This is a genomic window from Kitasatospora sp. NPDC001664 (genome assembly GCF_053596675.1).
In genome coordinates this window covers 307,055-331,724 of the sequence record NZ_JBSFGS010000005.1, presented here as the reverse complement: position 1 = coordinate 331,724, position 24,670 = coordinate 307,055, and the positions used below count along the sequence as shown (strand labels likewise).

The window sequence follows — 24,670 nt, the reverse complement described above, 5'->3', positions numbered from 1 at the left end:
CCGTCGAGCCGTGGCGCGAGGTCAGGGGGTGCGGCGGGGGCCGGCCCTGACGCGAGGTCAGCCGGTGATCGGGGCGGCTCCGGTGGCCTGGGCCAGCAGGGCCTCGTAGACCGCCGGGTCGGTGGTGTGCTCGCCGAGCCGGACGGTCTTGCGGGTGCCGTGGTAGTCGCTGGAGCCGGTGGCCAGCAGGCCCAGCTCCGCGGCCAGGGCGCGCAGCCGGCCCCGGGTCTCCGGGTCGTGGTCCATGTGGTCCACCTCCAGGCCGCCGAGGCCCGCCGCGGCCAGCTCCCGGATCGTGTCGTCCGAGACCGTCCGGCCGCGCTTCACCGCGCCGGGGTGGGCGAAGACCGGCACCCCGCCGGCCGCCCGGACCAGCCGGACGGCCGTCACCGGGTCGGTCTCGTGCTTGGGCACGTCGGCCCGGCCGCCGTTGGCCAGCCAGTCGGCGGTGAAGGCCGCCGAGACGTCCGGCACCACCCCGGCCTCGACCAGCGCGCTGGCGATGTGCGGGCGCCCGACGCTGCCGGTCCCGGCGATCCGCTCCACCTGCTCCCAGCTGATCGGCGCCCCGAGCTCCACGCACTTCTCCACCACCGCCCGGCCCCGGCGGAACCGGTCGGTGCGGACCAGCTCGCGCTCGGACGCGAACTCCGGCTCGGCCGGGTCGAAGAGGTAGGCCAGCAGGTGCATCGAGATCCCGCCGGTCCGGCAGGACAGCTCCGCCCCGGGCATCAGCGTCAGCCCCGCCCCGCTGCGGCGCACCGCCTCCGCCGCCTCGGCGTGCCCGGCCACCGTGTCGTGGTCGGTCAGCGCCACCACGTCCAGCCCGGCCGCCACCGCGGCCGCGACCAGCTCGGCGGGGGAGTCGGTGCCGTCGGAGGCGTTGCTGTGGGCGTGCAGGTCGATGCGCACGGGGTGATCGCTCCTCGGGTCCGGGGGCCGTGGGCGCTCAGCCTACGACCTGCCGTCTCCCGGGTGCCGCGGGCTACCCCAGCAGCCGCGGGGAGGGCGCCCCGCAGGGCAGCAGGCCGAGCTCGGCGCCGGCGTCCCGCAGGTCGGTGAGCACCAGCTCGTCGTGCATCATCAGCGCCGACTGCTCGGGCCAGGCGATCGCCCAGAGCCAGAGCCCGCGCGCCTCGCCGACGTACACCGCGCGGTCGTCCGGCGCGTTCGGCACGTGGAACATCGGGGTGGGCCGGCCGGCCGCGGTCAGCTTGGCGTCGGCGGGCTTGTAGAGCGAGACCGAATCGCCCGGATCGGGCCCGGGCAGCCCCGCGTACCGGGCACCGAGGCCGACGCCCAGCTCCTCGGCGACCAGCACCAGCTCGCCGAAGCCGCCGAGCGGGGCAGGGCCGGAGCAGGCCACGGCGGTGGCACGGGCACCTGACACGTCGTCACCCGCGTGCGCGATCCCGGTGAACAGCCAGCCGACCGGCAGCGGCCAGGGCAGCCAGACGGGCACCTGCGAACGGGCGACGGCGACCCCCAGGGCCTCCACGCTCGGCGGCAGCACGGGCTGCATCGGATGGACCGCGCCGTGCTGGTCACACTGCCAGGTGTCGGAGAAGAGACCGGGTGCGCGGACCCGGGCGCCACACCTCGGGCAGCTTGGCTCGCCCCTCATGACGGACAACGGTCCTCCTCCCGGAGCGCCGCGTCAAGGACGATCACCCGGATGGAGTGCCGCTCCGCCGGGGGGTGGTGGGCTGCCCCGTTGTGGGATGTCCCGCCGAGGGGCCCGGCAAACGTGCGCGGGCCCCGTCCGGCCGCGCGGCCGGCGGTGCGGACGGGCCCGCCGGGGCCGTCCGCGGACGCACTGACGCCCCGTCACCCGTGGGGGTGAGCGGGGCGTCGGCTGCTCTCGGGGCGTCGGATCCGGCGTCGGCCGGCCCTGCGCCGGTCAGGCCGTCTTGCACGGGCGGATGTAGATGCGCTCGCCGGTGCGGGCGGCGCGCTCCACGTACTCGCGGACGGTGTCCGCGTCGGCGATCAGGCGGTCGGTGGCGGCGCCCTGGATGTCGTCCAGGCGGAGGATCTCGAAACGCATGGGTCGCTCCCTTCGCTGCCCCACGCGGGGTGGGGCCGTTGTGACAGCTCGGTCTTCGTCGTCCGGGTGTGGTGCTGTCCTGCTACGTACGGTCTCGCACTGCTGAATCCGGGCGGTTGCCCGCCCGTTAAGTCCCGGTTTCGGCGCATCGGCGCCGGTGTGCTTCGAGGGCTACAACCGGGCGCCGGGCTCGGTGATTCCCGGACAGAATCAAATATTACCTGAACTAAAGAAATGGTGCCCGTGCTGAGCCCGCGCCGTCCTCGGCGCGGGCTCATTCCGTCAGGTCAGGTCCCAGAAACCGGCGAGTACCGCGGTGGTCGCGGCGGGCTGCTCCGCGTTGGGGGAGTGCAGCGCGCCGGGGACGGTGGTGTGCGGGACGCCCAGGCGGGCGGCCATCGCGATCTGCTCCTCGACCGGCCAGGCGTAGTCCCGCTCGCCGGAGACCACCTGGGCCGGCAGCCCGGCGGCGGCCAGCTCCGCCACCCGGTCCGGTGCGGCGACCAGGTGGCCGCCCATCGCGATCAGCGCCTCCGGGCGGTTGGCCACCCAGCGGCGGTGCAGGAAGCCGGCGATCTCGGGGTCGAGGGCGGGCTTCTCCTTCTCCTTGTCCATCTCCTGCATCAGCAGCCAGATCTCGTCGAGGGACAGGCCGCCCGCCAGCGCGTCGACGAGCAGCCCGGTGCGGGCCGCCTCCGGCGGGTCGATCGCGCCGGGGCCGGTGGAGAGCAGGGTGAGGGAGCTCCACGGGAGGGCCTGCGGGTCCGCCCGCAGGACCGCCTCGCGGGAGACCTGACCGCCGAAGGAGTGGCCCAGCAGGTGGAGCGGGGCGTCGGTGGGCAGCGCGGCGGTCAGGGCCAGCACGTCGAGTGCCAGCTCGCCGATCGCGTACGCGGCGGTGTCGGCCGGGCCCTCGGACTCGTACTGGCCGCGCTGGTCCACCGCCACGGTGCGGTAGCCGCGCTCGGCGAGCGGCTCCAGGAGGGCGATGAAGTCCTCCTTGCTGCCGGTGAAGCCCGGGACCAGCAGGGCGGTGCCGCGGACCGGCCCGGCCGGTTCCCCCACGAAGGCGGCGAAGCTCCCCCGGGAGGTGGCCAGCCGGACGGCACCGGCGCAGACGGGCAGCTTCAGGAACGGGGGAGTGCTCACCTCGCAGAGCGTAGGCCAAGGGACTTGCCCGGTAGGGCAGCGACCCAGGGGCGCGGGGCTCTGCTGATGTGCGGCTGCGCCGCGTGGGCGCGCGGTGGTGGTTACCCCGGGGGCGCGGGGAACTGCGCGAGGCGGGAGGGAAAGACCCGTGTGCCGGGTACGGAGGCTCACTTGCAGGTGGCTGTCCGTACCCGGCACACGGGTCGTTGTCTTCCGATGCGCGCAGTTCCTCGCGCCCCTGGCCGCCTCCGGCGGCCTGTTACTCCGCGGCCGGGGCCTCGGTGGTGGTGCGGCGGGTGCGCGTGCGGGTGCGGCGCTTGGGGGCCTCGCCCTCGGCCGCCGGGGCGGCCTCGGTGACGGGGGCCTCGGCGACGGCCTCGGTGGTGGCGGCCGCGCGCGGGCGGCGACGGCGGCGCTTGGGGGCCTCGCCCTCGACCTCCGGGGTGGCCTCGCCGGCCTGGGCCGGGATGACCGGGGCGGCCTCGGCGACGGGCTGGCCGTCGGCGCCGACGCCACCGCGGGTGCGGCGGCGCTCACGCGGCTTGCGGGCCGGCTTCTCGGCGGCCGGAGCGGCCTCGGTGGCGGGGGCGCCGCGACGGCCGCCGCGGGTGCGGGAGCCGCGGCCGCCGGTCTCGCCGAGGTCCTCGATCTCCTCCGCCTTCAGACCGGCCCGGGTCCGCTCGGAGCGCGGCAGGACACCGGTGGTGCCGGGCGCGATCTTGAGCAGCTCGTAGAGGTGCGGCGAGGTGGAGTAGGTCTCCTCCGGGTCGGTGAACGGCAGGTCCAGCGCCTTGTTGATGAGCTGCCAGCGCGGGATGTCGTCCCAGTCGACCAGGGTGACGGCGGTGCCCGAGGCGCCGGCGCGGCCGGTGCGGCCGATCCGGTGCAGGTAGGTCTTCTCGTCCTCGGTGCACTGGTAGTTGATGACGTGCGTGACGCCCTCGACGTCGATGCCGCGGGCGGCGACGTCGGTGCAGACCAGGACGTCGACCTTGCCGGAGCGGAAGGCGCGAAGCGCCTGCTCGCGGGCGCCCTGGCCGAGGTCGCCGTGGACCGCGCCGGCCGCGAAGCCGCGCTGGGTCAGCTGGTCGGCCACGTCGGCGGCGGTGCGCTTGGTGCGGCAGAAGATCATCGCCAGGCCCCGGCCGTCGGCCTGGAGGATGCGGGCGACCATCTCGACCTTGTCGAGCGAGTGGGCACGGAAGACGTGCTGCTCGATGTTGGCCACGGTGGTGCCGGTGTCGTCCGGGGCGGTGGCCCGGATGTGGGTCGGCTGGCTCATGTACCGGCGGGCCAGCGAGATGACCTGGCCGGGCATGGTGGCCGAGAAGAGCAGGGTCTGCCGCTTGGCCGGCAGCATGGTGATGATCTTCTCGACGTCCGGCAGGAAGCCGAGGTCGAGCATCTCGTCGGCCTCGTCGAGGACCAGCGCGCGGACCTTGGAGAGGTCCAGCTTGCGCTGGCCGGCCAGGTCGAGCAGACGGCCCGGGGTGCCGACGATGATGTCGACGCCCTTCTTGAGGGCCTCGACCTGCGGCTCGTAGGCCCGGCCGCCGTAGATGGCGAGGACCCGGACGCCGCGGACCTTGCCCGCGGTCTGCAGGTCGTTGGTGACCTGGGTGCAGAGCTCGCGGGTGGGCACCACGATGAGCGCCTGCGGGCTGTCGGAGAGCTGGTCGGCGGTGGCCCGGCCGGCCTCCACGTCGGCCTTGACGACGACCCGCTCGATCAGCGGGAGGCCGAAGCCGAGGGTCTTGCCGGTGCCGGTCTTCGCCTGGCCGATGACGTCGTGGCCGGTCAGCGCGACCGGCAGGGTCATCTCCTGGATCGGGAAGGGGTGGACGATCCCGACGGCCTCCAGGGCCTCGGCGGTCTCGGCCAGGATGCCCAGGTCCCGGAAGGTGGTCTTGGTGGGTTCAGCGGTGGTGGACAGGGTGCTGCCTCTTCCGTGTGGGTGGGCCGAGAGCGAGAGAGGCGGCGTGGCAGCCCCGTGCCCGGTCGCGGGCCGCGTCGCAGCCCGTCCCGTCGTCACGAGGTCGCACAACCGCGCCGGCCCCTGTGCCCTGCCGACCCGAGCGGCCCGGTTCCGGGCGCGGGGTGCGGCGGCGTCGGGGAGGATTCCCTTGAGGGGCGCGGCGCGGGACCTTGCGCCGGGGGGAGGCGCGGTCCGCGGCGGCCCTCGCTCGGCCACTGATGCGGTGCCAGGGCCCGAAGTCCGGGCCATGGTCGGAGCCGATCGGCTCTCCGACCGGGCATCCGCGTACGTGAACGCCCGGTGTCCTGCGCGGCACCGTCATGTGCCGCCCGGATACATCGGGCCTCACTACCACCATACAGTCAGGCGACGACTCGAACACGTGACGTGCCCTACTCCGTGCCGACCTGGCCTGTCGAGGGGGAGGCACTAGGGTGGCGGGAATGGAGACTCAGGCCGCCGACGACGGCACCCCGCTGGACGCTTCCGTCACTCCCGTCACTTCCGACGCTCCCGCCTCCATCGGCGGCTGGGAGGCCAGGGCCGCCGACCCGGGGTACCGGGCGGCGGTGCTGGACCTGCTCGGCGCGCTCGCCTACGGCGAGCTGAGCGCCTTCGAGCGGCTGGCCGAGGACGCCAAGTTCGCGCCCGGGCTGGTGGACAAGGCCGCGCTGGCCAAGATGGCCTCCAACGAGTACCACCACTACCAGCAGCTGCACGACCGGCTGGTCGAGGTCGGGGCCGACCCGACCGAGGTGATGACCCCGTTCGTCGAGCCGCTGGAGAACTTCCACCGGATGACCGCGCCCTCGGACTGGCTGGAGGGCCTGGTCAAGGCGTACGTCGGCGACGCGATCGCGACCGACTTCTACCGCGAGGTGGCCGTCCGGCTGGACGACGACACCCGGGACCTGGTGCTCAGCGTCTCCGCCGACACCGGGCACGCCCAGTTCGCGGTGGACCGGGTGCGGCAGGCGATCGAGGAGGACCCGCGGGTCGGCGGCCGGCTGGCGCTCTGGGGCCGGCGGCTGATGGGCGAGGCGCTCAGCCAGGCCCAGCGGGTGGTGGCGGAGCGGGACGCGCTCTCCAACCTGCTGGTCGGCGGCGCCGAGGTGCAGGGCTTCGACCTGGTCGAGGTCGGCAAGATGTTCAACCGGATCACCGAGGCGCACACCAAGCGGATGGCCGCGATGGGGCTGGCCTCCTAGGGCCCGACAGGCGCCGGCGCCCTCAGGCGTGCCGGTGGCGGCCGTGCCCGGCCGCCCGGTCCGGGCGGGCCAGCACCGAGAGCAGCAGCGCCGAGCTGACCGCCGAGAAGAGCAGGGCCAGGCCGGGCAGCCGGTGGTCGAGGGCGTAGCCGGAGACCACCCCGCCGATCAGGGCCGAGACCACCGCGGTGCAGACGGTCAGTGCCCTCGGATTCGGGAAGTAGTCGACGAACAGCGTCAGCGCCACGGCGGCGACGGCCAGTCCGATGACGGCGAAGGCGATCGACTGCAGGACCACGGGCTGCCTCCCAGGTGTGGGGCCGGGGCGGGGGGTACCACCCGGGCCATACCCAGTGCGGACGGGTGGTACGCGCACCGGACGCGGAACGGCCGCCCCTTCGGGTGAAGGGGCGGCCGTTCCGCCTGAGACAGCGTCAGGTGCTGCCGGTGCGTCAGATGGTGCCGAAGCCCACCTTGCGGACGCTCGGCTCGCCGATCTCCACGTACGCCAGGCGCTCGGCCGGGACGATGACGCGACGGCCCTGCTCGTCGGTCAGCGTGAAGAGCTTCGTGGTGCCCTCCAGCGCCTTGGCGACCGCGCTCTCGACCTCATCGGCAGTCTGCGAGCTCTCGAGAACGATCTCTCGGGGCGCGTGCTGCACGCCGATCTTGACCTCCACGGCTTCCGTCCCTCCGGGTTTGCAGTCATCCGTGCGCTCGAACCGCCGTTCGCGGCCTTCGCGTCTTACGGCTTCACCATAGAGCACCTGCCTGGCCCGGCGGCGAAGGTCCCGCGATCACCGCGGGACTCCGGTCAGCCCGCGGCGGACTCCGGGCCCTGGTCGCCCGGGTGCATCGGGAAGCCCTTGAGGCCGCGCCAGGCGAGGCTGGCGACCAGCTTGACGGCGGCGTCGCGCGGGATCTCCAGGTTCTGCGAGAGCCAGTAGCGCGCGGTGATCTGGGCCAGGCCGCAGACGCCGACCGCGAGCAGCTTGGACTCGGCGTCGGGGAGGTCGGTGTCCTCCGCGATCACCTGGCTGACCAGGGTGGCGCTGGCGTCGGCGGCCCGCTCGACCCGCTCGCGCACGGCGGGCTCGTTGGTCAGGTCGGACTCGAAGACCAGGCGGAAGGCGCCGGACTCGCTGGAGACGTAGTTGAAGTACGCCTCCATGGTGGCGGCCACCCGCTGCTTGTTGTCGGTGGTGGCGGCGAGCGCGTCCCGGGTGGCGTCGACCAGGGCGTCGCAGTGCTTGTCGAGCAGCGCCAGGTAGAGCTCGAGCTTTCCGGGGAAGTGCTGGTAGAGGACGGGCTTGCTGACCCCCGCGCGGTCGGCGATGTCGTCCATCGCCGCAGCGTGGTAGCCCTGGGCGACGAACACCTCCTGCGCGGCACCGAGCAGTTGTTCACGGCGGGCGCTGCGCGGCAGGCGGGCGCCGCGCGGGCGCTCCTGAGCCTCCTGGACGGCCGACACGGGCGCTCCTCACTTCTCGGTCTGCGGCACGCCCGGGAACGGGGACGGTGTGCCGTGCGTGGCTTGCAGAGGAGTCCGATTCTACTTTTGGGTAACCGGATCCGCGCCGGGCGGGCGCCGATCAATTACCCCTCGGACCCCTTGTCGGGAGCCCACAATACGGGGCCGACCTGCGCTGTCCAGAGGTCGAGACGGCGGCGGGGGTGATCGTGGGGGCTGGGCCGGCACCCGCGCGCTCACTACGATCGTGCTCCATGAGCACTGAGCAGCGGGTGGCGGACGGGACGGGCACGGGGCGGACCGTGGAGGTCCCGGGGGCGGTGCTGGCGGTGCACGGGCCCGCCGAGCGGTCGGCCGACCTGCCGGCCGCGCTCTTCGTGCACGGGCTCGGCGGCTCCGGGGACAACTGGACCGAGCTGATGGCCGAGCTCTCCGACGTGCTGGACGTGGAGGCGGTGGACCTGCCCGGCTTCGGCTGGTCGATGCCCCCGCAGGACGGGAACCTGTCGCTCAACGGCCACGTCCGGGCGGTGATCGGCTACCTGGAGGCCACCGGGCGCGGGCCGGTGCACCTGTTCGGCAACTCGCTGGGCGGCGCCGTCGCCGTCCGGCTGGCCGCCCTGCGGCCGGACCTGGTGCGCAGCCTCACCCTGATCTCGCCGGCCCTGCCCGAGCTGCCCCCGCAGCGCACCGCCTGGCCCACCGGCCTGCTCGCGGTGCCCGGGGTGGCCGCCCTGCTGAGCCGCACCCGCAGTCCGGGCGGCGACGTCGAGCAGGCCACCCGGCAGCTGCTCGGGCTGGTCTACGGCGACCCGGACGCCGTCCCGCCCGGGCAGTGGGACCGCGCGGTGGCCGAGCACCGGCGCCGGTCCGGGCTGCCGTACGCGCTCGGGGTGCTGGCCGGATCGGCGCGCGGGATCGTCTCGGCCTACACCGAGCGCGGGGACCAGTCGCTCTGGCGGCAGGCGGCGCAGGTGAAGGCGCCGGTCCTGCTGGTGTACGGGCTGAAGGACAAGCTGGTGTCGTACCGCTCGGCGCACAGGGCCTGCGCGGCCTTCGCGGACGCCCGGCTGCTGGTGCTGCCGGAGGCCGGGCACGTGGCGATGCTGGAGCACCCGGAGCGGGTGGCGCGGGCCGTGCGGGAGCTGCTGGCGGTGGCCTGACCTGCGATCTCCCGGGGTCGGCAGGCCTGTTGACGGGGAGTCAGCGGCGCGGCAGAACGGCCCGGACGCGGCGAGGTCACGCGGTTTCACTCGTTCAGGTGGCACGTACGCCCAGGGCGGCGGCGTTCTCAGCGATTCGTTCTACCTTCGTGGTGTCGGACCGAACAGGTGTGGGGGAGAGCGCGGCCCCTCCGGGTGGTCCCGGAGCAGCCGCGCGGGTTCTGAGTACTGGTACGTGGGCTGACGTCGTCGCGTAACCGCACCCGGTCAACACGAACCGCTGCGCCCTGGAGGTCGTCGTGCGCATTGCCCTGATCACCGAGAGTTCCCACTCGTACGCACGCCGTGCCGACGGCTGGTGCGGGCGGCTGGCCGAGGGGCTCGCCGAGCACGAGTTCCGGATGTACGTGCTGGGCGGGGGCGGCGGGGCCGCGGGCGGGCTGCTGCCGGTGAGCGAGCTGCCGATCTGGGGGCGGCGCCCCCGCGGCCGCGGGCCCGCTCTGCACCGGCGGCGGCCGTACGTGCAGGCCTACCGGGCGCTGGTGCGCTCGCTGGTGATACCGGGCGAGCGGGCCTCCTTCGGCCCCGCGCTGTACCGGCTGGCGGCGCTCGCCCGGGAGGACGGCGCGCTGCCCGCCTTCCTGGCCTCCGGGCCGGCCCAGCGGGTGCTGGAACAGGTCTGGCGCTCGCCCGGGGCCGAGACCGCGGCCGGGCAGCCGCAGGTCCAGGACGTGCTGGTCGCGGCCGACCTGCTGGAGCAGTGCCTGCGTCCGCTCGCCGCCCGCTGGTACGGCACCGGGGAGGACGGGCTCGGCGGGGCCGACCTGTGCCACGTGGTCGGCGGTGGCCCGGCGGCGCTGCCCGCCCTGGTGGCCAAGCAGCTGCACGGGGTGCCGTTCGTGGTCACCGAGCACGGGCTGCACCTGCGCGAGCAGTACCGGAGCTGGCGCACGGCGCCGTACCGGTGGCCGGTGCGGGCGCTGCTGATCGCCTTCTTCCGGCAGCTCACCGAGGAGACGTACCGCCAGGCCGCCGTGCTCACCCCCGGGAGCGACTACGACCGGCGCTGGCAGGAGCGCTGCGGGGCCGACCCGGCCCGGATCCGGGTGGTGCACGAGGGCACCCCGGCGGTGGGGCGGCCGGCGGCCGGGCCGGAGCCGGAGCGGCCGGTGCTGGTCTGGGCCGGGGCGCTGGAGCCCGGGCGCGACCCCGCGCTGGTGCTGCACGCCTTCGCCAAGGTCCGGGCCGAACTGCCGGGAGCGCGGCTGCGGTTGTACGGCGAGGAGGGCGCGCCCGGATACCTCGCGCACCTGCGCGGGATAGCGGAGAAGCTCGGGGTGGGCGCGGCCGTCTCCTTCGAGGGGCGGCCGGAGGGCGGCGCGGCCGAGGCCTGGGGGGCCGGGCAGGTGGTGGTCTTCTCGGCGCTCGCCCAGCGCAGCCCCCGGCTGATCGCCGACGCCATGCTGAGCGGCCGGGCCGTGGTCTCCACCGAGGTCGGGGTGGCCCGGGAGGTGCTCGGGCCGACGGGGCTGCTGGTGCCGCCCCGTGACCCCGCGGCGCTGGCCGCGGCCTGCCTGGCGCTGCTCGGCGACGCGGAGCGGCGGGCCCGGCTCGGGCTGGCCGGGCGGTTGCGGGCGCAGGAACGGTTCGCGGTGGAGCCGGTGGTGACCGCCTTCCGCGAGGTCTACCTGGAGCTGGTCTCGCGCTTCCCGGCGTACCCGGCGGCGGGGCGTGCGGGCGGGGTGGAGAAGAAGGGGGCGCGGGCGGAGGTGCGGCCGTTCGCCCGGCCCGCCGAGTACTGGGTGGCGGGGCCGGTCGGGGGCGAGGCGGCCGCCGAGGTGGACGTGGCCGTGGCCGTGGAGCCGTTGAAGGAAGCGGTCTGATGGTCGGGGAGACGGGGGACCCGGTCCGGGAGTTGATGGAGCGTCACCGGAGGACCTGCGAGCAGGCGGTGGACGCGTGGGAGATAGCGGCCGCGCTGGAGGACTCCGGGATCGGGCCGGGAGAGGCGGCCCGGTACCGGCACGCGGACGTCTTCTCGCTGGCGGAGGAGCTGTACGCCCGGGTCCCGCGGCGCCCGCCGCGGACCGCCGCCGCAGTGCCCGGCGGGGCGTGGCGGGCGCGGGCCGGGGCGGCGCTGCGCAGTGCCGTCCGGCACGGGCTGCCGGTGGTGGGGTTGGCGGTGGGCTGTGCGGTGGTGCCTGCGGCGCGGGGGCCGTTGGCGGTGCTGTGCGGCGGGTGGCTGGCCTGGGCGGCGACGCGGCCCGCTGGGCTGCTGGGCGGTGGTCACAGCGACGGAGGCGGTCAACCCGGGGGCGCGGGGAACTGCGCGCTGCGGGAGACGCCGAGCGGGCTGCCGGGTACGGACGTCCACGTGCAAGTGAGGGGCCGTACCCGGCACACGGGTCTCCTTCTTCCGCCTCGCGCAGTTCCCCGCGCCCCCGGGGCAGCCGCCTACGCTCCGCGCGCCCCCGGGGTAGCCGCCGGTGTCCCGCGCGCCGCTGTCTTGGCGGGGGGAGTGGCGTTGGCGTTGGCCGTGGTGGTGCCGGTGGTGGGCGGGGGGCCGGGCGGGGTGGTGTTCGGGCTGGCGGCGGGGGCCGGGGCCGGGGCGGTGGAGTGGGTGGCCGGGTGGCTGCGGCAGGTGGGCCGGGGGCACCTCGGTGCGGCGCGGACGATCGCGGACTTCCGGGCCCTGATGCGGCCCGTCCTGCCGGTCGCGGTCGGGCTGCACGCCCTGGCCGTGGCCGTGCTCGGCTTCGGCGGCCTGGTGCTGCTCACCGCTGCCCAGCCGGCCGGCGACGGGGGCCTGTTGTACGGCGCGCTGCACCGGGCCGGCGGCGCGCAGTGGGCCGGGCAGGCGGCCCTCGGGGCGGTGTTGGTCCCGGCGGTCGTCCTGCTCCGCGGCGGCCACCCGGCCCCGGGGCTGGCGGGCCTGGTGGCGGCCGGTGCGGGAGGGGCCGTGCTGACGGCCGTTCAGCACGGCGCCCAGGCCGCCCAGCTGCTGGTCTGCGCGCCGGTGGCGGCCGTGCTGCTGCCGTACGCGTGGCTGGTGCTGGGCCGCCCCGGTGCGCACCGCGACCCGTGACGGCGGGCCCGCCCGTACCTCTTGTTCTCTGCAAATGGATCTCGTGGAAGGACACCCCAGATGAGGGTGCTGCTGTTGGGCGCGGACGGTTTCATCGGCCGTCGCGTCGCCGAGCGTCTGCTGGACGAACCGGACCTCCAGGTCACCGTGCTGGGGCGGCGGGATTCGGCCGACATCCGGTTCGACCTGACGGCGGGGAGCCCGGGCGCGCTGGCCCGGTTCCTGGACGCGGTGGCGCCGCAGGTGGTGATCAACTGCGCGGGCGCGACCTACGGCAGCTCGCGGATGCTGATCCGGTCGAACACGCTGGCGGTGGCCACCGTCTGCGAGGCGATCCGGCGCAGCCGGGAGCCGGCCAGGCTGGTGCACATCGGATCGGCGGCGGAGTACGGGCCGATGCCCGCCGGGGTGCCGATCTCGGAGCACGCCGAGCCCAGGCCCTCGGGCCCGTACGGGGTGTCCAAGCTGGCCGGGACGGAGCTGGTGCTGGCCAGTGGGCTGGACGCGGCGGTGCTGCGGGTGTTCGACGTGGTGGGGCCGGGCTCGCCGGCCGCCTCGCTGTTCGGGCGGCTGGCGGAGGGGCTGCGCCGGGCGCTGGAGCAGGGCGAGCGGCAGGTGCGGATGCCGGACCTGTCCGGATACCGGGATTTCGTGGACGTCCGGGATGTCGCCAGGGCCGTGCAGTCGGCGGCCGTCTCGGCGGCCACCGGAGTGATCAACATCGGTAGCGGCCACGCGGTGCGGGCCCGGGACGGTGCGCAGCTGCTGCTGCGGGCGGCCGGGTTCGAGGGCTCCATCAGCGAGGACGCCCGCCCGGCGGCGCTGCCGGGGCAGCCGGGGCCGGCCGGGGACCACCCGCCGCAGTACCCGCCGTTCCGGCCGGGCGGCGAGCCGGTGCAGTGGCGGCAGGCCGATGCCAGGACCGCCCGGGACCGTCTCGGCTGGCGGACACAGGTGCCGCTGGAGGAGTCGCTGGGGGACATCTGGCTGGAGACCGCCTGCCGGGTCTGACCCTCCACCGCCCGCTCCCACCAGGGGTGTTGCGGGAATCCGGCGTGGTCCCACGATCCGGCGAGGGGTGTCTCACCAGTCGGACCTGCTGTCTCGGAATACCTCGGTCGAGTGACACTGTTGGCGTAGCTGAGCCACTTCGGTGGCCCGCCAAGCCCCGAACTGACGACCATCGGAGTCACTGTGTCGCTGCCACCCCTGGTCGAGCCGGCCGACGAGCTCACCATCGACGAGGTCCGCCGGTACTCCCGCCACCTGATCATCCCCGACGTCGGGATGGCCGGGCAGAAGCGGCTGAAGAACGCCAAGGTGCTCTGTGTCGGCGCCGGCGGCCTGGGCTCGCCCGCCCTGATGTACCTGGCCGCCGCCGGCGTCGGCACGCTCGGCATCGTCGAGTTCGACACCGTGGACGAGTCGAACCTCCAGCGGCAGATCATCCACGGCCAGTCGGACATCGGCCGCTCCAAGGCCGAGTCGGCGAAGAACTCCGTGCTGGAGATCAACCCGTACGTCAACGTGATCCTGCACGAGGACCGCCTCGACAACGACAACGTGATGGAGATCTTCTCCGGCTACGACCTGATCGTCGACGGCACCGACAACTTCGCCACCCGGTACCTGGTGAACGACGCCGCGGTGCTGCTCGGCAAGCCGTACGTCTGGGGCTCGATCTACCGCTTCGACGGCCAGGCCAGCGTGTTCTGGGCCGAGCACGGCCCGTGCTACCGCTGCCTCTACCCGGAGGCCCCGCCGCCGGGCATGGTCCCGTCCTGCGCCGAGGGCGGCGTGCTCGGGGTGCTCTGCGCCTCGATCGGCTCGATCCAGGTGACCGAGGCGATCAAGCTGCTGGCCGGTGTCGGCGAGCCGCTGGTCGGCCGTCTGATGATCTACGACGCCCTGGAGATGAACTACCGCCAGGTCAAGATCCGCAAGGACCCGAACTGCGCGGTCTGCGGCGAGAACCCGACGGTCACCGAGCTGATCGACTACGACGTCTTCTGCGGCGTGGTCTCCGAGGAGGCCCAGGAGGCCGCCGCCGGTTCGACCATCACCTCGAAGCAGCTCAAGCAGTGGCAGGACGACGAGGAGGACATCTTCCTGGTCGACGTCCGCGAGCCCGGCGAGTACGAGATCGTCTCGATCCCCGGCGCCACGCTGATCCCGAAGAACGAGTTCCTGATGGGGAACGCGCTGGAGTCCCTGCCGCAGGACAAGAAGATCGTGCTGCACTGCAAGTCGGGCGTCCGCTCGGCCGAGGTGCTGGCCGTCCTCAAGTCGGCCGGCTTCTCCGACGCGGTCCACTTGGGCGGCGGCATCCTCGGCTGGGTCAACCAGATCGAGCCGCACAAGCCGTCCTACTGACGGACCGTCACCGTACGGACGAGGGGCGGGCGGCCACTGGCCGCCCGCCCCTCGTGGTGTCCGCGAGCCCGGTGCTCCGGAGCCCGTCTAGAGCGCGTCCTTGCGCTGGAGGACGTTGTAGCAGAACCAGCCGGGGAGGATCGGGAGCCAGAAGGTCAGCGCCCGGTAGAGGAAGACGGCCGGGGTGGCGACGGTGGGCGGGACGCCGGCGAGGGTCAGCCCGCCGAGGAGCGACAGCTCGACCGCGCCGATGCCACCGGGGGTCGGGATCGCCGACCCGGCCGCGTTGGCGGTCAGGAAGACCACCGCCACGGCGGAGAAGCTCATCGAGTAGCCGAAGGCGCGGATCGAGGCGTCCAGGCAGGCGGTGAAGCTGAGCGTCAGCAGCAGGATGCCGCCGAAGCCGGTGAGCAGCTTGCTCGGGGTCCGCATCAGGTCCAGCATCCGGGGCACCACGCCGAAGAACAGCGCGCGGACCCTGGTCACCACGAAGCGTCGCAGCGGTGCGACGGCGGCGATCACCAGCGAGAGCACCGCGGCGCTCAGCACGCCGATGATCAGGGCACGGGAGGCGCCGAACTCGCCCTCGCGCTGCTGACCGGTGATCAGACCGAAGGTGAAGAGCAGCAGCAGGTGCCCGGCCAGGCCAGCCAGCTGGGAGGCGCCGACGCTGGCCACCGCCTGGACCGGGCGGATGCCCGCCTTCTGGAGGTACCGGGTGTTCAGCGCGATGCCGCCGATGGCGGCGGGCGCGACCAGCTTCACGAAGGAGCCGGCCACCTGGGCCGCCACGGTCCGGGCGAACGGCAGCCGCTCCAGCACGAAGCCGGTCAGGCTCATCGAGGCCGCGATGTAGCTCAGCGCGGCGGCGGCCAGTGCCGCGGCCGCCCAGGCCCAGTGCATCTGGTCCAGGTTGAACTTCTCGGGCTTGATCGCGGTCAGCGCGAAGTAGGCCGCGAAGGCCAGCGCCACCACCGTGATGACGGTCTTCGGCTTGAGCCGCTCCAGCTTCTCGGGGGCCAGCGGGGCCTCCGGGACGACCTGGAGGATCTGGCCGCGGATCCGGCTGAGCAGGTCCTCGCTGGCGACCGCGATGTCCTCCTCGGCCTGCTGCTGGGTGCGCTCCCCGGAGGCCACCTGCTCCAGGGCGAGCGCCTGGGCGGTGGACTTGCGCTCCTTGTTCAGCCGGCCCAGGTCGAGCCGGGTGGTGCGGCTCAGGCCGACGGGCTGGAGCAGCGGGAGCGAGGCGGCCACCCGGTCGGCGCCGAGCACCCGGTTGGCGGTGGCCACCGCGCGCTCGGGGCCGACCCGCAGGGCGAAGGTGGTGAGCAGCTGGGCGATGTCGATCCGCAGGGTGAGGTCGCCCGCCGCGATGTCGCCGCCCGAGAGGTTGACCAGGTAGCCGGTCTTCTCGTCCACCACCAGCAGGGACTCGCCGGTGAGGCGGCGGTGCGCGATGCGGCGCTGGTGCAGGGCGTCGACGGCCTCCCAGAGCGAGGCCATCGCCTCGTCCGTGACCTCCTCGTCGACCAGCTCGTCCAGCGGACGGCCCGTCAGCTTCTCGTAGACCAGGATGGCGGCGTCCGGGCCGAGTTCGGAGGTGGCCACCAGCTGGGGCGCGCGGGCTCCGGAGGCGGTGGCCGCGTAGGCGATCAGGGCCTCCTGTTCGAGGGCCTGGCGGAGCGACTGCGGGCTGCGCCGGACGGCCACCGAGCGGAGCCTGAGGCGGCGCCAGGCGCGGTAGAAGAAGCCGGAGGCCTGCTGCTCCCGGTCGATCACGTGGACGTCCAGCGGGGGGCCGGAGAGCTGCTCCACGTAGTAGCGCCGGGTGCCGCCGGGGGCGTCCGGGGCGACGTGCGCGACCGAGGGGGAGAAGCCGACCTTGCGCAGGCCGATCAGCAGGTGCTGGCCGGTCGGGCGGATGTTCGGCGAACCGATCGCGTAGAGGGTGGCGTAGGCCACCGACCAGCCGATCAGCACCGTCAGGATGAGGGAGAGCACGGTGGTGTAGCCGCTGGCCAGCTCGGTCAGGCCGCTGAGCAGCACCACCGACCAGAGGGCCACCCGCCAGCGCGGTCTGCTCGACATGCCGACGGCGGTCATGTAGGCGATCACCGGGGCCAGGTAGCCGTGCACCGGGTCGGTCAGCGACTGCGAACCGGGCGGGAACTGGGTCAGCGCGTTGCGCACCTCGTTCGGTGCTCCGGCCGCCACCCACCAGTCGACGCCGAGCGAGACCCCGTAGGCCAGCACCGAGGCCAGCACGCCGTCGGCGACCCGCAGACCGTCCCGCTTGATCAGCCGCTCCACCGCGAAGGAGAGCGGTACGGCGAGCACCGCGATGCTGGCGGCCAGCCCGGTGACGGTGGTGAGCCAGCTCGGGATGTGCTCGGCGTTCTTGGAGATGTCGGTCTCCAGGCCCGAGGTGGTGGAGACCGCGAAGCGGGCCACCAGGAAGAGGGCCACTATCCCGAGCACGCCGGCCAGGAACCTCAGCAGATCGGACGGTCGGTGTGCCCGGGCCGCGAGCAGCGGCTCGTCGACGGCGACGTGCTCGCCGTTCGGTGGCTCCTCGGCCACTCCCTCTTCCCCCTCGGTCGTGCCCACCGGCGGCTCGGGAGAGCCGGACGGCTGGAAGGTGGCGGGCTCCGTCGGGCCCTCTTCCACGTCCACGTCTGCCGTCCCGGTCATCTGGTCTTGTCCTCGTATCACCACTCACCGCCCCGTCAGATGGTGGCATGCCGGGGGCACCGGCGAGGGACAGGGTCCGCATCGGGCGCGGCGAATCCCCCGGACGGGCTCCGGCTGTCGGTGCTGTTTGGCAGGATGCCAGAGTGACGAACCGTGAGCCGCCGGATGAGCCCGAGGCGTACGTCGAGTCGGTGCTCGCACTGACCGAGCGGATCCCGCCGGGCCGGGTGATGACGTACGGGGACGTGGCCGAGTACCTCGGCCGGGGCGGCCCCCGGCAGGTCGGCCGGGTGATGGCGCTCTACGGGGCCGGGGTCCCCTGGTGGCGGGTGATCCGGGCCGACGGGCGTCCGCTGCCGGGCCACGAGCACCGGGCGCTGCCGGAGTACCGGGTGGAGGGCACACCGCTGAAGCTGGTCGGCGGCGAGCCGAGGGTGGACCTCAAGAAGGCACGCTGGGACGGCGGTTGAGGGGCTGGCTCTCGGGCCGGGCCGGGCGGGCGCCGCCGGGGCACGCACCTCGCCACCTTCTCGTCAGTCGCCGATGCTCCGCATGGACTCCTTCCTCGGCGGCGCCGAGGCACGCACCCCAACGACGCCCGCTGATCCGGCCCGGCCCGAGAGCCAGCCCCCCGATCTTCGTACGGCGGTTAGGCTCGTCGGATGGCTTCTCCGTTCCGTCTGGTCCGCAACGCACTGGCGCAGCCGGTGGCGCCCGTGCTGGACGAGTACCAGCGGGCGGTGGCCGAGCACGGGGCCGGGCCGCTGCTGGTGCTCGCGGGGCCGGGGACGGGCAAGACCACCACCTTGGTGGAGTCGGTGGTGCGGCGGATCGAGCACGGCACCGACCCGGAGCGGATCCTGGTGCTGACCTTCAGCCGCAAGGCGGCGGCGGAGCTGCGGGACCGGATGACGACCCGGCTGGGGAACGGCTCGGCCACTCCGCAGGCCACCACCTTCCACTCCTTCTGCTACGCGCTGCTGCGCGCGCACCAGGCTCCCGAGGCCTACGCCGAGCCGCTGCGGCTGCTCTCCGGGCCGGAGCAGGACGTGATGGTCCGTGAGCTGCTGGCCGGCGGGGCGGAGGACGCCCGGGCCGGGACGGGCAGGTTCGACTGGCCGCTGGACCTGAGGGCCTGTCTGACCACCCGCGGCTTCGCCGACGAGGTCCGCGCGGTGCTGGCGCGCAGCCGGGAGCTGGGGCTCGGCGGGGAGGAGCTGAGCCGCTTCGCCGCCGGGGTGCAGCGGCCCGACTGGTCCGCCGCCGCGCACTTCCTGGCCGAGTACCTGGACGTGCTCGACCTGCGCGGGGTGCTGGACTACGCCGAACTGGTGCACCGCGCCGTGCTGCTGGCGGAGCGTCCGGAGGTGGGCGGCGAGCTGCGCGAGAAGTACGACGTGGTGTTCGTGGACGAGTACCAGGACACCGACCCCTCCCAGGTCCGTCTGCTGCGGCAACTCGCGGGCGGTGGGAGGGACTTGGTGGTGGTCGGCGACCCGGACCAGTCGATCTACGCGTTCCGCGGCGCCGACCTGAACGGCATCCTGGACTTCCCGTCCGCCTTCCCCAAGGCCGACGGCGGCCCGGCCGAGGTCAAGGTGCTCCGGGTCTCCCGCCGCTCCGGCGCCGTGCTGCTGGCCGCGGCCCGGGAGCTCACCGGCCGGATGCCGATGGGGCGGCTGCCCGCCGACAAGCTGGCCCAGCACCGGGCGCTGCTGCCGTCCCGGGAGGGCGGCCGGGTCGAGGTGTACACCTATCCGACGCCCGGCGCCGAACTGGACTCGATCGCCGACCTGCTGCGCCGCGCCCACCTGGAGGACGGGATCCCCTGGGGAGAGATGGCGGTGCTGGTCCGGGCCGGTGCGCGGTCCATCCCGGGCGTGCGGCGGGCGCTCGGCGCGGCCGGTGTACCGCTGGAGATCGACGGCGACGACCTGCCGCTGCGCGAGGAGCCGGCCGTGGCGGCGCTGCTCGCCGCCCTGCGGGTCTGCGCGCACCCGGCGGCGGCGTGCGACACCGAGCAGGCGCACGCGCTGCTGACCGGGCCGCTCGGCGGACTGGACGGCTCCGACCTGCGGCGGCTCGGGCGGGCGCTGCGGGAGGAGGAGCGGCAGGCGCTGCGGGGTCCTGACGGAGCGTCGGAGGACACCCCGCTGGTGGTGCGGTCGGCGGAGGAGCTGATCCGGGAGGCGCTGGCCGAGCCCGAGCGGCTGGTGGCGATGGAGCCCTCCTACGCCCGGCGGGCGCTGGAGCTGGGGACGCTGCTGCGCAAGGTGCGCGAACTGCTGGCCGGGGGCGGCAGCGCCGAGGAGGCGCTCTGGCAGCTCTGGGACGGCGCGCGCCGCTGGCGGGAGCGCCTGGAGCGGGCCGCGCTCCGGGGCGGCGGCCCGGCGGGACGGAACGCGGACCGCGACCTGGACGCGCTCTGCGCGCTGTTCGACACCGCGGCCCGGGCCGAGGAGCAGTCCGCCGGGCACCGGGGCGCCCTGGAGCTGCTGGCCGAGCTCGAGGCCCAGGACATCGCCGCCGACACCCTGACCGTGCGGGCCGTCCGCCCGGAGGCCGTCCGGCTCATGACCGCGCACCGCTCCAAGGGTCTGGAGTGGCGGCTGGTGGTGGTGGCCGGGGTGCAGGAGGGCCTCTGGCCGGACCTGCGCCGCCGCGGCTCGCTGTTGGAGGCCGACCGGATCGGCCGCGACGGCCTCGCCGAACCGCTCTCCCCGGGCGCCCTGCTGGGAGAGGAGCGCCGCCTCTTCTACACCGCCGTCACCCGGGCGAAGGACCGGCTGGTGGTGACGGCCGTCAAGGCACCGAGCGAGGACGGCGACGAACCCTCGCGCTTCCTGCGCGAGCTCTACCGGGAGGAGGTCGACCGGGCGAGCGGGAAGGTGCTGCGGCGCACCCCGCCGGTGACGGTGGAGGAGGTGACGCACCGTCCGAAGCGGCCGCTCTCGGTCGCGGCGCTGGTCGCCGAACTGCGTGCGGTCACGGTCGACCCGGCGCAGCCGCCCGCACTGCGGCGGGCCGCCGCCGAACGGCTGGCGGTGCTGGCCGCGGCCGCCGACGAGGACGGCGTGCCGCTGGTGCCGGCCGCCCACCCCGACCGGTGGTGGGGCCTGGTGGACCGGACCGAGTCGGCGAAGCCGCTGCGGGATCCGGCCGAGCCGGTGCGGCTGTCGGGGAGCGGGCTGGAGCAGCTGGACGGGTGCTCCCTGCGGTGGTTCCTGGAGAAGGACGTCCGGGCGGGGTCCACCACGACGGCGGCCCAGGGGTTCGGGAACGTGGTGCACGCGCTCGCCGACGAGGTCGGCTCCGGGCGCACCCCGGCGGACCTGGCGGTACTGATGGAGCGCCTGGACACGGTCTGGGACGCGCTGGCCTTCGACGCGCCCTGGAAGTCGCAGCAGGAGAAGGAGCAGGCGCGGGCCGCCCTGGAGCGCTTCCTGCACTGGCACGTGCTGGAGCGCGGCCGGGTCACCGTGGCCACCGAGCAGGACTTCGACCTGACGCTGCCGGTGGGGGACCTCTCGGTGCGGATCCGGGGGTCGATGGACCGGGTCGAGCAGGACGGGGCGGGGCGGGTCTACGTGGTCGACTTCAAGACCGGCAAGCACCTGCCGACGGACAAGTCACTGCCCGAGCACAAGCAGCTGGCGGTCTATCAGCTCGCGGCGCGCAGCGGTGCGCTGGACGGCGTGGCCGGGCTCGGGGAGGCCGTGGAGGTCGGCGGGGCGGAGCTGGTGCACCTTCGGGCGGAGGCCTCGAAGAAGGAGCCGGAGGCTCCGAAGGTGCAGCACCAGGGGCCGCCGGCGGAGCCGTGGATCGAGGGGCTGCTGGCGGAGTCGGCGGGGCGGGTGCTCTCGGAACGCTTCACGCCCAAGGCGAGCGAGGGCTGCGCGCGCTGCTCCTTCCGGGCCTCCTGCTCGGCGCAGCGCGACGGGCGCCAGCTCCTGGACTAGGCAGCCCGGAGGGCCGCCTGGGGGCGCGAGGAACTGCGCGCAGGGGAACGGCACCAGGTGCAACTGGCTCGCCTGCCCCGACCTCACACTGGTCCGCCTTCCGATTCGCGCAGTTCCCCGCGCCCCTGGAGGCGTAGCCACGTTCGTCAGGGCGTCGTCTTAGGCTGGGCGGATGAGATCCGCGCTGAGCAGCCCCGAGGAGTTGAAGGCGCTGCTCGGGGTGCCGTTCAACCCGGAGCAGCTGGCCGCGATCGGGGCGCCGCTGGAGCCCGGGGTGATCGTGGCGGGGGCCGGGTCGGGGAAGACGACGGTGATGGCGGCCCGGGTGGTTTGGCTGGTCGGGTCGGGGGCGGTGCGGCCGGAGCAGGTGCTGGGGCTGACGTTCACCAACAAGGCGGCGGGGGAGCTGGCCGAGCGCGTCCGGGCGGCGCTGCACCGGGCCGGGGTGGCGGGCCCGGAGGAGGAGGTGCTCGGGGAGCCGGAGATCTCGACGTACCACTCGTTCGCCGGGCGGCTGCTCAAGGAGCACGGCCTGCGCCTGGGCATCGAGCCGGACGTCCGCCTGCTGGCCGACGCGACCAGGTACCAGCTGGCGGCCCGGGTGCTGCGCTCCTCGCGCGGGCCGTACCCGCACCTGACGGGTGCGTTCAGCAGCCTGGTCGCGGAGCTGGTCGCGCTCGACTCCGAGCTGGCCGAGCACCTGGTGGAGCCGGAGCGGCTGCGCGCCTTCGACCGGGAGCTGATCGACCACGCCGCCACCGTCAGGCTGAGCAACGACGACCTGCGCCCGATCCCGGTGACGGCCCGGGCCCGGCTGGAGCTGCTGGAGCTGGTGGAGGAGTACCGCCGCCGCAAGCGCCGGGCCAACCTGATGGACTTCGGCGACCAGATCGCCGCCTCGGCCCGCCTCGCGCAGGAGCGCCCGGAGGTCGGGCGGCTGCTGCGCGAGCAGTTCGGCGTGGTACTGCTGGACGAGTACCAGGACACCTCGGTGGCCCAACGCCTGATGCTGGCAGGGCTGTTCGGCACCGAGGGCGGGCATCCGGTGACGGCCGTGGGGGACCCGTGCCAGGCCATCTACGGCTGGCGCGGCGCCTCGGTGGCCAACCTGGACGACTTCCCGAGGCACTTCCCGCGCCGGGACGGCTCCCCGGCCCACCGGTACGCGCTGAGCGAGAACCGCCGCAGCGGCGGCCGGCTGCTGGCCTTCGCCAACGAACTCGCCGCCCCGCTGCGGGAGATGCACGAGGGGGTGGAGGCGCTCCGCCCGGCCCCGGGGGCCGAGCTGGACGGGTACCTGCGCTGCGCGCTGCTGCCCACCCACGCCGAGGAGATCGACTGGCTGGCCGACCGGATCGCCCACCTGACCGCGACCGGCACCCCGCCGGGGCGGATCGCGGTGCTCTGCCGGGGCGGTTCGGCCTTCCCGGACATCCACGCCGCGCTGGTGGCCCGCGAGGTGCCGGTGGAGGTGGTCGGACTCGGCGGGCTGCTCCAACTCCCGGAGGTGGCCGACCTGGTGGCGGTCTGCGAGGTGCTCCAGGACCCGACCGCGAACGCCTCGCTGGTGCGGCTGCTGGTCGGCCCGCGCTGGCGGACCGGCCCGCGTGACCTGGCGCTGCTGGGCCGCCGGGCCGCCGAGCTGGTGCGCACCGGCCGGTCCGAGGGCGCCGACCCGCTGGCGGCGGCGGTGGCCGAGACCGACCCGACCGAGGTGGTCTCGCTGGCCGACGCGCTGGAGACCTTCATCGACACCGAGCAGCCGGACGAGCTGCCGTTCTCCCCGGAGGCCCGCCACCGCTTCGCCCAACTGGCGCGCGAACTACGGGACTTGAGGCGGGTGCTGGCCGAGCCGCTGATGGACGTGCTGCACCGGGTGCTGGCCGTCACCGGCCTGGAGGTCGAACTCTCCGCCTCCCCGAGCGCGTTGGCCGCCCGCCGGCGGGAGACGCTGCACTCCTTCCTGGACGTGGCGGCCGGCTTCGCCGACCTGGACGGGGACCCGGGGCTGACCGCCTTCCTGGCCTTCCTACGCGCCGCCCAGGAGTACGAGCGGGGCCTGGACAGCAGCCTGCCCGGCGGCGAGGACACCGTGAAGGTGCTCACCGCGCACAAGTCCAAGGGCCTGGAGTGGGACGTGGTGGCCGTCCCCGGCCTGGTGAAGGACGCCTTCCCGAGCAGCCGGGGCCGGGAGCGCTGGACCAGCACCAAGCAGGTGCTCCCGCACGAGCTGCGCGGCGACGCCGCCACCCTGCCGGTGCTGGGCGGCCTGACGCCGCGTGACATGAAGGCCTTCAAGGCCGAGATGGCCGAGCACGGCCACGTCGAGGATCTGCGGCTCGGCTACGTCGCCTTCACCCGCCCGCGCGAGCTGCTGCTGGCCTCCGGCCACTGGTGGGGGCCGAGCCAGAAGCGCCGCCGGGGCCCGTCCGCCTTCCTCGCCGCGCTGCGCGAGCACGCCGAGCGGCCCGGCAACGGCGAGGTCGAGCTCTGGGCCGACCCGCCGCTGCCCGAGGCCGAGAACCCGGCCCTGGACACCTCCGTCGAGACCCCCTGGCCGCTGCCGCTGGACGCGGGGGCCCAGCTGGCCCGCCGCCGGGTGGCCGAGGTGGTGCACCGCCGCCTGGCCGGGCAGCCCGCCCCGCCGCCGGAGCCGCAGGCCCCCGAGGACGAGCGCCGGATCGCCTCCTGGGACCGCGACCTGACGGCCCTGCTGGGCGAGCTGGCCCGCTCCCGCCGCGCCGTCCGCGAGGTCGAACTGCCCGCCTCGCTCTCCGCCACCCAGCTGCTGCGCCTGAACGCCGACCCGGACGGCTTCGCCCGCGACCTGGCCCGCCCGATGCCCCGCCCCCCGCAGCCGGCCGCCCGCCGGGGCACCCGCTTCCACGCCTGGATCCAGGCCCAGTACCAGCTGCCCTACGAGGAGCTGCCGCTGGTCGGCCCCGACGCGCTGCCCGGCCTCGACGACGAGGGGATCGAGGACGAGCACGACCTGGAGCGGCTCAAGGAGGCCTTCCTGCGCAGCCCGTACGCCGGGCGGCGGCCGCACCGGGTCGAGGTGCCGGTGCAGCTGGTGCTCGGCGGTCGGGTGGTGCGCGGCCGGATCGACGCGGTCTACCGGGACGGTGACGGTGGCTCAGGGTCACCTCGGGACGAGCGCTGGGAGGTGGTGGACTGGAAGACCCAGCGGGACGAGGCCGCCGATCCGCTCCAGCTCGCGGTCTACCGGCTGGCGTGGGCCGAGTTGACGGGCGTAGAACCCGAGCAGGTCACCGCTTCGTTCCTGTACGTCCGCAGCGGCCGGGTCGACAGGCCGCCAGGACTTCCGGGGCGAAAAGAGTTGACTCGGCTTCTGATCGGGAATAGTGAAGAATGAGTCACGCAGCGCATCCATGCCGTCACGGCCGCGTGCGAAACCTGTGCTCCATGCACGTTTCGCGCCTATTGTGGGGTCGGTAACCGGTCAATCAAGGTACTCCGGCCGCCGGGCAGGGCCCCACCTCTGACCCTCAGTCATCACCGCAGGTGCCACGGGCGCCTGCGCACCCT

The 24,670-nt window shown here is 74.5% G+C and carries 18 protein-coding genes; 9 read left to right on the top strand and 9 right to left on the bottom strand.

The window, feature by feature from the left end:
* Window positions 1–57: 57 nt before the first annotated feature.
* From ACWCYY_RS10255 to ACWCYY_RS10235, 5 genes are all read right to left on the bottom strand, one after another.
* Entirely contained in the window at window positions 58–912 is an 855-nt protein-coding gene (locus ACWCYY_RS10255) for a PHP domain-containing protein (protein WP_449795644.1), read from the bottom strand.
* 73 nt (window positions 913–985) lie between these two features.
* A complete protein-coding gene (locus tag ACWCYY_RS10250) occupies window positions 986–1,624 on the bottom strand; it encodes a DUF6758 family protein (RefSeq protein ID WP_345287420.1) in 639 nt (212 codons plus the stop codon).
* A 276-nt stretch (window positions 1,625–1,900) separates the two neighbouring features.
* On the bottom strand, window positions 1,901–2,047 hold the full coding sequence (locus ACWCYY_RS10245; RefSeq protein WP_345287319.1) for a hypothetical protein: 147 nt from the start codon (window positions 2,045–2,047) through the stop codon (window positions 1,901–1,903).
* A 282-nt stretch (window positions 2,048–2,329) separates the two neighbouring features.
* The gene (locus tag ACWCYY_RS10240) at window positions 2,330–3,196 is read right to left on the bottom strand and encodes an alpha/beta fold hydrolase (RefSeq protein ID WP_449795643.1); all 867 of its coding nucleotides are present in this window, start codon (window positions 3,194–3,196) and stop codon (window positions 2,330–2,332) included.
* 259 nt (window positions 3,197–3,455) lie between these two features.
* The gene (locus ACWCYY_RS10235; RefSeq protein ID WP_449795642.1) at window positions 3,456–5,228 is read right to left on the bottom strand and encodes a DEAD/DEAH box helicase; all 1,773 of its coding nucleotides are present in this window, start codon (window positions 5,226–5,228) and stop codon (window positions 3,456–3,458) included.
* 386 nt (window positions 5,229–5,614) lie between these two features.
* Here ACWCYY_RS10235 and ACWCYY_RS10230 point away from each other — a divergent pair, with 386 nt between their 5' ends.
* Window positions 5,615–6,379 (top strand): ferritin-like fold-containing protein, encoded by a 765-nt coding sequence (locus ACWCYY_RS10230; RefSeq protein ID WP_345287323.1) that lies wholly within the window; start codon window positions 5,615–5,617, stop codon window positions 6,377–6,379.
* A 22-nt stretch (window positions 6,380–6,401) separates the two neighbouring features.
* Here the strand turns inward: ACWCYY_RS10230 and ACWCYY_RS10225 are convergent, their stop codons facing one another.
* The 3 genes from ACWCYY_RS10225 to ACWCYY_RS10215 form a co-directional block, all read right to left on the bottom strand.
* Entirely contained in the window at window positions 6,402–6,677 is a 276-nt protein-coding gene (locus ACWCYY_RS10225) for a hypothetical protein (protein ID WP_449795641.1), read from the bottom strand.
* Between the two features lie 154 nt (window positions 6,678–6,831).
* Window positions 6,832–7,059, bottom strand: a complete 228-nt coding sequence (locus ACWCYY_RS10220; protein ID WP_345287327.1) for a DUF3107 domain-containing protein — start codon at window positions 7,057–7,059, stop codon at window positions 6,832–6,834.
* A 134-nt stretch (window positions 7,060–7,193) separates the two neighbouring features.
* Window positions 7,194–7,850 carry a TetR/AcrR family transcriptional regulator gene (locus tag ACWCYY_RS10215; protein WP_380150140.1) on the bottom strand — a complete coding sequence of 219 codons (657 nt, stop codon included), beginning with the start codon at window positions 7,848–7,850 and terminating at the stop codon, window positions 7,194–7,196.
* A 254-nt stretch (window positions 7,851–8,104) separates the two neighbouring features.
* Here ACWCYY_RS10215 and ACWCYY_RS10210 point away from each other — a divergent pair, with 254 nt between their 5' ends.
* The 5 genes from ACWCYY_RS10210 (at window position 8,105) to moeZ (ending at window position 14,471) form a co-directional block, all read left to right on the top strand.
* On the top strand, window positions 8,105–9,013 hold the full coding sequence (locus ACWCYY_RS10210) for an alpha/beta fold hydrolase (RefSeq protein WP_449795640.1): 909 nt from the start codon (window positions 8,105–8,107) through the stop codon (window positions 9,011–9,013).
* Window positions 9,014–9,312: 299 nt separating this feature from the next.
* Window positions 9,313–10,896, top strand: a complete 1,584-nt coding sequence (locus tag ACWCYY_RS10205; protein WP_449795639.1) for a DUF3492 domain-containing protein — start codon at window positions 9,313–9,315, stop codon at window positions 10,894–10,896.
* A gap of 641 nt (window positions 10,897–11,537) precedes the next feature.
* Window positions 11,538–12,098 (top strand): hypothetical protein, encoded by a 561-nt coding sequence (locus ACWCYY_RS10200; protein WP_449795638.1) that lies wholly within the window; start codon window positions 11,538–11,540, stop codon window positions 12,096–12,098.
* A 60-nt stretch (window positions 12,099–12,158) separates the two neighbouring features.
* Entirely contained in the window at window positions 12,159–13,109 is a 951-nt protein-coding gene (locus tag ACWCYY_RS10195; RefSeq protein ID WP_345287335.1) for an NAD-dependent epimerase/dehydratase family protein, read from the top strand.
* A 183-nt stretch (window positions 13,110–13,292) separates the two neighbouring features.
* Window positions 13,293–14,471, top strand: coding sequence for an adenylyltransferase/sulfurtransferase MoeZ (moeZ, locus tag ACWCYY_RS10190; protein WP_345287337.1), 1,179 nt, complete (start codon window positions 13,293–13,295; stop codon window positions 14,469–14,471).
* A gap of 87 nt (window positions 14,472–14,558) precedes the next feature.
* Here moeZ and ACWCYY_RS10185 read toward each other — a convergent pair whose 3' ends face one another.
* Window positions 14,559–17,162 carry a lysylphosphatidylglycerol synthase transmembrane domain-containing protein gene (locus ACWCYY_RS10185; RefSeq protein WP_345287338.1) on the bottom strand — a complete coding sequence of 868 codons (2,604 nt, stop codon included), beginning with the start codon at window positions 17,160–17,162 and terminating at the stop codon, window positions 14,559–14,561.
* A gap of 143 nt (window positions 17,163–17,305) precedes the next feature.
* Here ACWCYY_RS10185 and ACWCYY_RS10180 point away from each other — a divergent pair, with 143 nt between their 5' ends.
* From ACWCYY_RS10180 to ACWCYY_RS10170, 3 genes are all read left to right on the top strand, one after another.
* Window positions 17,306–17,632, top strand: a complete 327-nt coding sequence (locus tag ACWCYY_RS10180) for an MGMT family protein (protein ID WP_345287340.1) — start codon at window positions 17,306–17,308, stop codon at window positions 17,630–17,632.
* A 192-nt stretch (window positions 17,633–17,824) separates the two neighbouring features.
* Window positions 17,825–21,121 carry an ATP-dependent helicase gene (locus ACWCYY_RS10175; RefSeq protein WP_449795637.1) on the top strand — a complete coding sequence of 1,099 codons (3,297 nt, stop codon included), beginning with the start codon at window positions 17,825–17,827 and terminating at the stop codon, window positions 21,119–21,121.
* A gap of 172 nt (window positions 21,122–21,293) precedes the next feature.
* Complete coding sequence (locus tag ACWCYY_RS10170; RefSeq protein WP_449795636.1) at window positions 21,294–24,497, top strand: ATP-dependent helicase; 3,204 nt, start codon at window positions 21,294–21,296, stop codon at window positions 24,495–24,497.
* Window positions 24,498–24,670: the final 173 nt, after the last annotated feature.

Coding starts and splice junctions, on each gene's coding strand:
- ACWCYY_RS10245 (WP_345287319.1), bottom strand. CDS start 2,047: ATGCGTTTCGAGATCCTCCGCCTGGACGACATCCAGGGCGCCGCCACC.
- ACWCYY_RS10170 (WP_449795636.1), top strand. CDS start 21,294: ATGAGATCCGCGCTGAGCAGCCCCGAGGAGTTGAAGGCGCTGCTCGGG.
- ACWCYY_RS10185 (WP_345287338.1), bottom strand. CDS start 17,162: ATGACCGGGACGGCAGACGTGGACGTGGAAGAGGGCCCGACGGAGCCC.
- ACWCYY_RS10210 (WP_449795640.1), top strand. CDS start 8,105: ATGAGCACTGAGCAGCGGGTGGCGGACGGGACGGGCACGGGGCGGACC.
- ACWCYY_RS10195 (WP_345287335.1), top strand. CDS start 12,159: ATGAGGGTGCTGCTGTTGGGCGCGGACGGTTTCATCGGCCGTCGCGTC.
- ACWCYY_RS10175 (WP_449795637.1), top strand. CDS start 17,825: ATGGCTTCTCCGTTCCGTCTGGTCCGCAACGCACTGGCGCAGCCGGTG.
- ACWCYY_RS10230 (WP_345287323.1), top strand. CDS start 5,615: ATGGAGACTCAGGCCGCCGACGACGGCACCCCGCTGGACGCTTCCGTC.
- ACWCYY_RS10250 (WP_345287420.1), bottom strand. CDS start 1,624: ATGAGGGGCGAGCCAAGCTGCCCGAGGTGTGGCGCCCGGGTCCGCGCA.